The sequence below is a fragment of the Vulcanisaeta sp. JCM 14467 genome (assembly GCF_001316245.1).
Classification (GTDB): Archaea; Thermoproteota; Thermoprotei; order Thermoproteales; family Thermocladiaceae; genus Vulcanisaeta.
The window spans coordinates 17,422-26,381 of sequence record NZ_BBDM01000011.1; the positions used below are offsets into that span (position 1 = coordinate 17,422).

Genomic DNA, 8,960 nt, shown 5'->3' on the forward strand with positions numbered 1-8,960 from the left:
AATAAGATTATTTACAATATAAAATATCTATGCAATAAGTTGCATAGTGATTCAATAACTGTAATAATTATGTAAAATGAAAGGAAAACTTAATAATTAGGATCATGGACTATAAGTGACTGTGAAGGTAATTAATTATTTCGGAGTAAGAAATCTTACATTATTAGACTTGGTTTATGTCCATGAGGTTGATTGGACGGCAAATATTACGGATTTTGACTGGTCCTATAGGGTTACTCAGACTGGTTTTGATTATTCTAAGGGTGAGGTTATTGAGATTGCAACGTTACGTATTGGTCGTAAGGATAATTTAAGGCATGTGCTTAATTCATTACGTAGGCATAACATTGATATTATATATTCCATGAGTATAAATCCTGGTTATCCTAAGTATGTTAAGGTTATTGTTAAAGGTAGTATTGATTTATCTACGCGCTTCCTGGCTCAGGAACTTGGTCTTCTTGAGATTTATGCTTATTACATCAATGGTGTTGAGCATTGGGGTTTCCTTGCCTTTGATCGTGAATCTATTGATCAATTCCTGAAGCAAATAGCTAATTACGGTAAAGTCATTAATGCAAGTCTTAAGGCCTTAAGGGTTGAGGATTTAATAACGGCTAATGCTCGAGACTTGATGTTTTTCTAAACCCAAGTGAGCATAAAATACTTAGGTATGCCTTTGAACGTGGATTCTTTAATATACCACGATCAGTCAGTATGGAAGAACTATCAAGAGAGCTTGGACTTTCGAAGTCTACGGTAGATCGTTATTTACGATCATCACTAAGCAAAATACTTAGAACCATAATAAGGAAGGATAGTATGAACCAGAACTGACCAAAATTATTTATCTATTTCTTTTACCCTCAATGAATTCCACGAGCCATTGATAAGCCACGTCTGGTGGTGCATGGACTGGCGGGTTCTTAAAAGCCCATGCCGATAGGCTAATTAGTGGCCCGCCAATCTCCCTATCCATTGCCAGCTTCACGGTCCTGACGATGTCAATCATCATACCTGCATTGTTGAACGGATCGTAGACCTCCAGGTCAACCCTTATCCTGATTGGCACGTTTGCGAACCCCCTCGCCTCAATTAGCATGTGCGCTATCTTCCTACTGCCGAGGAACTTAATGTAGCTACTGGCGATATGTAGGCATCGAAGTCCTCGCCCTCAGCCATCCTCTTCACAGCCTCCGTCTTAGTCCTCTCCTTCTGCCCCTTCCTGTACATTAGGTTTAGGAAGTCCGGTGTACCACCAACGTTTAGTTGGTACGTACCCTCGATCCTAACACCCCTCAGTGCCAGTAGCCTAATTATCGTCTTATGGAGTACAGTGGCCCCAAGCTGGTTCTGAACATCATCCCCAGCAAGCGGTAGTTTAGCCCTCTCGAACCTTTCCTGCCACTCCTTCGAGGTAGCTATTACCGAAGGCATTGCATTGACAAATGCGGTGCCACTCCTCAGGGCTGCCTCGGCATATGCCTCACTGGCCCTTTGGGCTCCTGTTGGTAGGTAGTTAATGAGTATGTGTGCATTAGTGCTCTCCAACTCCCTAACAACATCCTCGACGGAGCCTTCCACGACCGGTATGAAGGTATTCCTCAACTGCTCAGCGACACCATCAAGTAGTGGTCCAGCCCTAACGATTACGCCCAACTTACCAACATCAACAACCCTAAGTGCGTTATTCGGCTCAGTGAATATCGCCTCACCAAGGTCCTTACCAACCTTGCGTGAGTCAACGTCGAAGGCTGCGACGACCCTTATATCTCTTGGCTCGTACGGCCCAACATGCTGGAAGGCAAGGCCCACGCTCTGGCTCGACCTCGCAGTACTTGAGCCCCTGGATGAAGGCCGACGCTGTATTGCCCACGCCGGCTATTGCCACGTTAATGCTCGACTTCATTGCCACCTAATATTAACAGCTATTAATAAAGGTTTCCTTCAATCAATTTACCTACCCCTCAACACCGCGCCCAATATCAGGAGTATTATACCGACTATTACGAGGCCAATACTAACGAGTGTGGATAACACTAAGGGGAGTAATGAGCCTACGTTAATGGTTCCATACGTGTAATAAACAACCACATTCTCACTATAATTATTCATTAGCAATAATTTACTAGGACCCGTTTCGTATGTAAACCACAACGTACTGCTCCTCAATACCCTTAGTCTTCAGTTGACCTGGGCTGGATACCACCTGCAGGGGCTTTCCCAAGGTATCATTATAAATCACCATCACGGCAACACTTGTATTGGGTATACTTACCATTATTGATGAGCCTGGTGCGATCATTGATTCATTACGCACCCCAGTCACTAGTGACGCCACGCTACTGGTAATGCTTGAGCTTAAGTATATACCTATGAGAAATATTGCAATCCCGAGAACTATCAGTACGCCACCTACTATCAATAATCCCCTCCTCATTGATTTCAATGCTTGAATGAATTATTTAAGTAATTCTCACTCTAATGGTTTAGGGTTCATTATGTTCGTGGCTATCGAGGGCATAGATGGCGTTGGTAAGTCGACGGTAATATCCATGCTGAGGAGGAGACTGGAGGATAGTGGGTATAAGGTGCACGTCACCGCAGAGCCCAGTCAATCACCAATTGGCAGGTTAATTAGGGATTGGCTCCTCAAGCCTGGCTCAAACGTGCTCATCCATCCATTTACGCCCTGCTCTTCGTGGCTGATAGGGTTCAGCATTATTATGGCGAGGTGAAGCCCATGCTTGATATTGGTTACGTGGTAATTACTGAGCGTTACATGGAGTCCACGCTGGCTTACCAGGGCGCGATGAGTTTGCCCCAGGAATGGTTGATGGAGCTTCACAAGTTCGTGCCCATGCCCGACCTAACCATAATCCTCGATGCGCCGGTTGATACTGTGATTAATAGGTTAAGTAGTAGGCGTGTGCTTGAGGTCTTTGAGGTTGATAGGGAGTTCCTCGTTAGGTTAGGGAGATACTCCTAAGGCGTGCGTCAATGTATAATTACCCGGTTGTTAATGCCGATAGGGATTTGGAGCTCGTCGTTGGTGATGTTTATGGATTAATAATTAATGCATTGAGGAGGGTAGCTTAAATAGGCGTAAATTATTCTAATCCCGTTATGTCTGTTAAGATGATTGACATAACGACTAAGGAGCCAGTCTATAGGGAGGCTGTGGCGACGGGCTTTTTAAAGGTCGATGAGGACACAATGAGTGAGTTGATGAAAGTTGGGGTTAGTGGTCTTGGTAATGCCGCAGCCATAGCCAAGGTAACTGCCATCAACGCCACAAAGACCGCCTGGAAGTACATACCACTACTCCATCCGGTCCCAATAACCTATATAGAGGCCAGGGTGCGCTATGAGAAGGATGGAATTAGGATGGCGGTGCTGGCTAGGACAAAGGCGCAGACCGGGGTCGAGATGGACGCCCTCTTCGGTCTATTCACTGGATTGCTAGCGGCGTGGAATACGATTAAGGGCTGTAGTAGGACGTGCACGCCTGAGTGGGTTACGAACTTCATGGGTAAGCAGGTACAGACCTGCGGCTCTAGCCGTGTCGATGGTATGCTCGACATTAGGGTTGTTAGTAAGGTTAAGTCTGAGGATGGGGTGAGTCTGTCGTTGAGCGATTTCGAGGATAACACGGGCGGTGCTCCGGTGGTTACCATGTTTGACGTGACCACGGAACCCACGTACTACGGCGAGGCATCGGCTAAGGGCTTCATAAGGCTTAGGGAGGGCACTATTGAGCTGATTAGGCAGGGTAAGGTTGAGAAGGGCGACGTAATCACCGTCGCCAAGGCAGCCTCCATAATGGCAACCAAGAAGACCTGGGAGGTGCTACCCCTCGTACACCTCAACTACATAACCTACGTCAATGCTGATGTCAAGGTTGTTGAGGATGGAGTCGAGATCTCCGTGGATACACGCAACGTGTCAAACACGGGCTCGGCGATGGAGACTGTGTTCGCAGTCGGTGTTGGCTTATTGACTGTTTGGGATATGGTTAAGAAGTATGAAAAGGATGAGAGAGGTCAATACCCATACACCATGATTAGGGAGATTAAGGTATTGAAGGCACTTAAGACACCTGCGGTTTAGGCATAGACCTCGGCGATCACCTTCTCAACCTCCTCAACATCCTTAACCGTATCCACGGACTTCCAATAAACATCCCTATAAATAACGCCCCTAATCCTCCTCTCATTCGCTAACTTGGGGAATGCAGTTACCTCAATATCGCCCTTATCGCAGGTACTTGAAGATGTCCCTTGTGAAGGCGTAGACACCTGCGTTAATTAGGTAATCAAGTAGTGGCTTCTCCCTGAACTCCGTTATGAAGCCTCATGGTCAACATGGACAATTCCATACGGGCTCCTCATGGGGACTAGGGCTATTGTTGAGATAACGTTACCACCCAACTGCTCTATTAGCGGCTTGATAGATAGGTTCGTTATTATATCGCCATTGAGCACTATGAAGACCTCATCCTCGAGGAACTTCATCGCATTCTTAATGGCACCGCCCGTGCCCAGGGGCTCCTCCTCAACGCTGTAAAACAGCCTAACTCCGAACTTAGACCCATCACCCATTACCTCGAAGACCTTGGTCCTCAGGTAACCAACGGCTAGGACTATGTCCTTAATACCCTGCTTACTAAGCCACTCAACCTGCCACTGTAGTATTGGTTTACCACCAACCTCAATGAGTGGTTTTGGTCTGTCCGATGTTAGTGGTTGGAGTCTCTTACCGAAGCCTCCAGCCAGGATTAATGCCCTAACCATTAATTGGGAGATTAAGTAAGCCTATTAATGTATTAACATCATAAACCTGAATTTAAAGTTAAATTTATTAACTTAAACTCTGGGTTTAAGGGGCATATGATCGAGAAGGCATTGGAATTGCTTAGACAGGGTAGGGTAATATTCATACATGACTCGGAGGATAGGGAGAATGAGGTTGATGCCGTGATAAGGCTGACTTCGTGACCCCATCAACAATTGCCTGGATGAGGAAGAATGCCGGCGGCTTAATATGCTTCGTAACCGAGGACTCAGTAGGTAAACAGCTAGGCCTTGACTTCATGAGCGATTTACTACGTAAGGTGGGCTTTAACGGACTCGTTAAGAGGCCTGGCTATGGTGATGACCCCGCATTCTCAATATACGTTAATCACGTGAAGACAGCAACGGGTATTAGGGATAGGGATAGAGCATTAACGATTACGAGGCTTGCGGATGTCGTTAAGATGGTTAATGAGGGTAGAGCGTTGGACGCCCGCAAAATCTTTTATGATGAGTTTTACGCGCCGGGTCACGTACCAATACTATTGGGCAGGGTCGGGCGTAGGTTTGGGCATACTGAGTTATCATTAATTCTTTCAAGGATGGCAGGAATACCGCCGGCGCTTGTGATTGTTGAGATGCTTAGTGATGATGGTGGGGCATTAAGCAAGGATACTGTTAACAAAATAGCCAGTGAATTAGGCACGGCGCTTATTAGTGGTAGTGAGATAGTTAGTGAGGCTAGGAGGCGTGGTATTATTTAAGTGAATATAAATAAATAGTATTCTATGTAATTGAATAATCGTATTAACTCACGTATTATTAATATACATCCTGCCTTGATATTGTTTAACCAGGACTTGTCATAATTATCATAAAATTTTATATTAGTAAAGGATTTATGTGAGATTTAGCGTATTGAGACCGATATATTCGTCCGTTGCATTTCCAAGCGATGTTTTTAAATACTCCCGAATCAACGAATTTATTGACCGGTATGGTCTCGCTTGAGGATCTGGCTAAGAGGGAGTATGAGGTTGAGGGTAGGAAGTTGAGGCCTACGAAGGTTTGGAAGGTTCAGCCTAAGGGTAGGAAGGGCTTCGTAATGGCACTCTTCAAAACACCAGACGGAAAAACCGTGAGAAAAGTAATCGCCAAAGTAGACGAACAAGGAAACATAATAACCTAAGCACTTAGCGCCATTAAATCAAACTCGTAAAATCAAATTACCTTTTTCTCTTTATTTCTCTTGAATTTCTTAATAAGGACTATGAATTGCTGGTTAGTATTTGTTGAGGATTGCTCAAGACCATGCAATTGCTTAAGTGAGCACCCATTGATATTAAGTTCAAATCCTGGCATTGCGAGGGTGATTACGTTATCATCGTGGATAAAGAGATGAGGACTCCCTGCTGCATCGCGGTGATTAATAATGTTAAGTCTTCCAAGATTAATGGGGAGTTAAGAGTGTATGCCTATCTAAAGGATTGCGATATTCCAATTGGGGATCTTATGAATAGGATTATGAAGGTTATAAGGTCTGTAGGTTACGTTAAGATAATGAATGTTAATCAATATCTATGCGCGAAATAAGTACAAAAATAACCTAGGCAGTGTAATGCTAGATAATAGAAATGACCGCGGCTCCATAATTAATATTCTCAATTGATTTGGTTAGATAAGGTTAATAGTAATTTTGGCGGCCCCGGTGGGATTTGAACCCACGACCTACGGCTCCGAAGGCCGCCGCTCTTCCTGGCTGAGCTACGGGGCCGGTATTTTTACCCTATATTTCCCTTTTATTTTTTTAGGTGGATCTTAGGATTCACGGTATTACCTCAGTCGAGTCAAGGGTTGGGTCGTACATTAACTCCTCACTGTTAATGGCACCTTCATTGATGAGTTCCTTAATTCTGGGCGCTATTACTAGTATGGTCCTTATGGTTTCCCTCGTCACGTAATCCACAGCCTCGACGCCGTCCTTACCCCAGTAATTCTCGCCCTCCATTAATGCGTATAGGCACCTACCGCCGCAGTATGGGCGAAATTCGCACTTCATGCACCGTTCAGGTAGTTCTATCTTCATTAATTTGAAGCCGCTATTTACGTTACCGAGTACGGCCCACCTCTCCCTAACGGCTATTGGGCATGCTAATACCCTGCCGTCCGTGGATATGGCGACGGATCTATAGCCGGCACCGCAGGGTGGGCCCTCGTATGGCTTAAATAGGTATGCACTTAATACGCCGAGTATTGGCACTATGCCCAATACCCTGCCCTCCTCGGCATTCCTCAGGAATAAATTCACCAACTTCCTAATCCCTGGTAGGTAATTACTATCTGCCCAGGTCTTAACGTCCCATTTATCGGTCCATACAACGTTTAATTGCCAATGAACATAGTTAAAGCCTAGGCCGAGTAGGTGGGTTACGTCTTCATAGATATCCGTTAGTTTGGTAACGGTCATCCTAGCTATGATCCTCTTAACGCCTATGCTCCTCAGGTAATTAAGCGCATTAACAACGGCCTTATAGACGCCCCTACCCCTATTGGCGTCGGTCACCCACTCCCTGCCGTCAATGGATAGCAGGACCACGTCCATCCTCCTCCAGTAATCCCTGGGCAGTAAGTTAACGAGTGTGCCGTTGGTCTGAATTCCAAACCTCCTCGCCCTAATGTTATCCATGACCCACATTATGAAGCGCGGATTAAGTAGTGGTTCACCGCCGTAGAAAATAACCGTGGCATCCCCATCCCTCTCAATTAATTGCTTCAGTTTATTAACATCGTAGTTCACTCTCCAGGGTACAACACGTGGTTCAAAGGATCCTCCGCAATAGGCACACCTCAGGTTGCAAGCACCTGTCGTGAATACCAGCCACAGCATCCCTAACACCCATTACTATTTTTAGTCGCCCATACTCAGAATGTTTTAAAACCAGTACTTATCATTGTTAATTGATGAACATACTCCTGATACTACTGCAGGTATTAATGCAGGCTGGGAGCAATCAGAGTAGTAATTCCTTTTTATGGGCATTAATGTGGACCCTTTGGGTTGCGTTATTTGTATTATCGCTAACACCCTACGGCAGCTATATACAGATAATGTGGTACCAATACAGTGTTGGCAACTTCCTAGCCAGTCTGAGTAGGTTGATAACGAATAATGTTAACCTAGTGATTAATCATATCAATCAATTACTCAAATCAAATGGCTCATCCCAATCAGCAAATAAGAGCGTTGTTGAGAAGACCATACAGGACCTCATGGAGTTTGTGGTCATAGAGCCCATAAGCACAGAGCCCACTGGACTCATGAGAACCCTTAAGCTCCTCGTGACATCGTATAACGAGAGGCTTGAAGACTCAATAAAGGCCTTACTACCGAACATTGATAGGCCCCTGATCCAGAACGTGGTTGATGCCGTTGATGGTTTAAGGGAATTGAACTTCATATACAAGGTAATAATGCACTATTACAAACTAAGTAATAAGTATAAGAATCCATACCTAGTAATGCAGATATACATGCTATTACCAATAATTAAGGAGTACGTGGACGCACTCAACGGCGCAATAACCACATTCCTAAAGGGCCAACCAGTTGGTGATGCCGCGGGTCCATTAACGGCGTATAGATTCATGAGAGGCTGCACAAACATAACTGAGCTAACCCACAACGTTAAGGACACATACATAGGCCTATGTGACTTTGAGGGTAGGAGGATATACGTGGTTAAAGCAAAGGGTCCTGGGGGCACCGTCGGTAATCTAGATGATGGCATAACATACCTAGTGGAGAGGGTTGGTGTTAGGCCTAGGATTATAATAACCGTGGATGCAGCCCTGAAGCTTGAGGGTGAGAAGACCGGCTCAATAGCCGAGGGCGTTGGCGTTGCGATGGGTGGCATTGGTGTTGAGAGGTTTAACATCGAGAGGACAGCGAGTAAGTATGGAATACCACTCTACGCAATACTGATCAAGATGAGTATGCCGGAGGCCTTATCTGCGATGAATAAGGACGTAGAGGGCGCGGTCAATGAGACTGTGGAGAGGGTTAAGAGGGTTATTAGGGAGTACGTTAGGGAGGGTGAGGAGGCAATACTAATTGGTGTTGGTAACACGGGCGGCGTTGCTCAGTAAGTTAGTAAATTATTTAAATCC

10 protein-coding genes, 1 tRNA gene and 3 pseudogenes are annotated in these 8,960 nt (G+C 45.2%); 8 read left to right on the plus strand and 6 right to left on the minus strand.

Annotated features, from left to right (window positions below):
- Positions 1 to 121 precede the first annotated feature (121 nt).
- Both JCM14467_RS10335 and JCM14467_RS20515 read left to right on the plus strand, forming a co-directional pair.
- On the plus strand, positions 122 to 646 hold the full coding sequence (locus JCM14467_RS10335; RefSeq protein WP_054850066.1) for a hypothetical protein: 525 nt from the start codon (positions 122 to 124) through the stop codon (positions 644 to 646).
- Between the two features lie 14 nt (positions 647 to 660).
- Positions 661 to 837 (plus strand): annotated as a pseudogene (locus JCM14467_RS20515) (helix-turn-helix domain-containing protein); the annotation flags it as partial.
- Between the two features lie 10 nt (positions 838 to 847).
- On the opposite strand, the pseudogene JCM14467_RS10340 reads toward JCM14467_RS20515, so the two are convergent.
- The 3 genes and pseudogenes from JCM14467_RS10340 to JCM14467_RS17915 form a co-directional block, all read right to left on the minus strand.
- Positions 848 to 1,909: pseudogene (locus tag JCM14467_RS10340) on the minus strand (inositol-3-phosphate synthase).
- A 47-nt stretch (positions 1,910 to 1,956) separates the two neighbouring features.
- On the minus strand, positions 1,957 to 2,115 hold the full coding sequence (locus JCM14467_RS17910; RefSeq protein WP_252901367.1) for a hypothetical protein: 159 nt from the start codon (positions 2,113 to 2,115) through the stop codon (positions 1,957 to 1,959).
- A gap of 13 nt (positions 2,116 to 2,128) precedes the next feature.
- Positions 2,129 to 2,440, minus strand: coding sequence for a DUF3185 family protein (locus JCM14467_RS17915; protein ID WP_252901368.1), 312 nt, complete (start codon positions 2,438 to 2,440; stop codon positions 2,129 to 2,131).
- A 67-nt stretch (positions 2,441 to 2,507) separates the two neighbouring features.
- Between JCM14467_RS17915 and JCM14467_RS17920 the strand changes: the two genes are divergently transcribed.
- The 3 genes from JCM14467_RS17920 to JCM14467_RS10355 all read left to right on the plus strand — a co-directional run bounded on the left by JCM14467_RS17920 (position 2,508) and on the right by JCM14467_RS10355 (position 4,110).
- Entirely contained in the window at positions 2,508 to 2,738 is a 231-nt protein-coding gene (locus tag JCM14467_RS17920) for a dTMP kinase (protein WP_252901369.1), read from the plus strand.
- Complete coding sequence (locus JCM14467_RS17925) at positions 2,702 to 2,989, plus strand: dTMP kinase (protein ID WP_252901370.1); 288 nt, start codon at positions 2,702 to 2,704, stop codon at positions 2,987 to 2,989. The genes JCM14467_RS17920 and JCM14467_RS17925 overlap by 37 nt, the downstream gene beginning before the upstream one ends.
- Before the next feature lie 137 nt (positions 2,990 to 3,126).
- Positions 3,127 to 4,110, plus strand: coding sequence for a cyclic pyranopterin monophosphate synthase MoaC (locus tag JCM14467_RS10355; protein WP_054850067.1), 984 nt, complete (start codon positions 3,127 to 3,129; stop codon positions 4,108 to 4,110).
- Here the strand turns inward: JCM14467_RS10355 and JCM14467_RS10360 are convergent.
- Positions 4,107 to 4,793: pseudogene (locus JCM14467_RS10360) on the minus strand (nucleotidyltransferase family protein). The gene JCM14467_RS10355 and the pseudogene JCM14467_RS10360 sit on opposite strands and share 4 nt — an antisense overlap.
- 200 nt (positions 4,794 to 4,993) lie before the next feature.
- Here JCM14467_RS10360 and JCM14467_RS10365 point away from each other — a divergent pair.
- Positions 4,994 to 5,557, plus strand: a complete 564-nt coding sequence (locus JCM14467_RS10365) for a 3,4-dihydroxy-2-butanone-4-phosphate synthase (RefSeq protein WP_342765526.1) — start codon at positions 4,994 to 4,996, stop codon at positions 5,555 to 5,557.
- Between the two features lie 233 nt (positions 5,558 to 5,790).
- Positions 5,791 to 5,982, plus strand: a complete 192-nt coding sequence (locus JCM14467_RS10370) for a chromatin protein Cren7 (RefSeq protein WP_054850068.1) — start codon at positions 5,791 to 5,793, stop codon at positions 5,980 to 5,982.
- A 508-nt stretch (positions 5,983 to 6,490) separates the two neighbouring features.
- Here JCM14467_RS10370 and JCM14467_RS10380 read toward each other — a convergent pair.
- Positions 6,491 to 6,567 (minus strand) — tRNA-Arg (locus JCM14467_RS10380).
- Positions 6,568 to 6,618: 51 nt separating this feature from the next.
- A complete protein-coding gene (locus JCM14467_RS10385; protein WP_054850070.1) occupies positions 6,619 to 7,680 on the minus strand; it encodes a TIGR04084 family radical SAM/SPASM domain-containing protein in 1,062 nt (353 codons plus the stop codon).
- A gap of 74 nt (positions 7,681 to 7,754) precedes the next feature.
- On the opposite strand from JCM14467_RS10385, the gene JCM14467_RS10390 reads away from it, so the two are divergent.
- Positions 7,755 to 8,939 carry a DUF1512 domain-containing protein gene (locus tag JCM14467_RS10390; RefSeq protein ID WP_054850071.1) on the plus strand — a complete coding sequence of 395 codons (1,185 nt, stop codon included), beginning with the start codon at positions 7,755 to 7,757 and terminating at the stop codon, positions 8,937 to 8,939.
- Positions 8,940 to 8,960 lie beyond the last annotated feature (21 nt).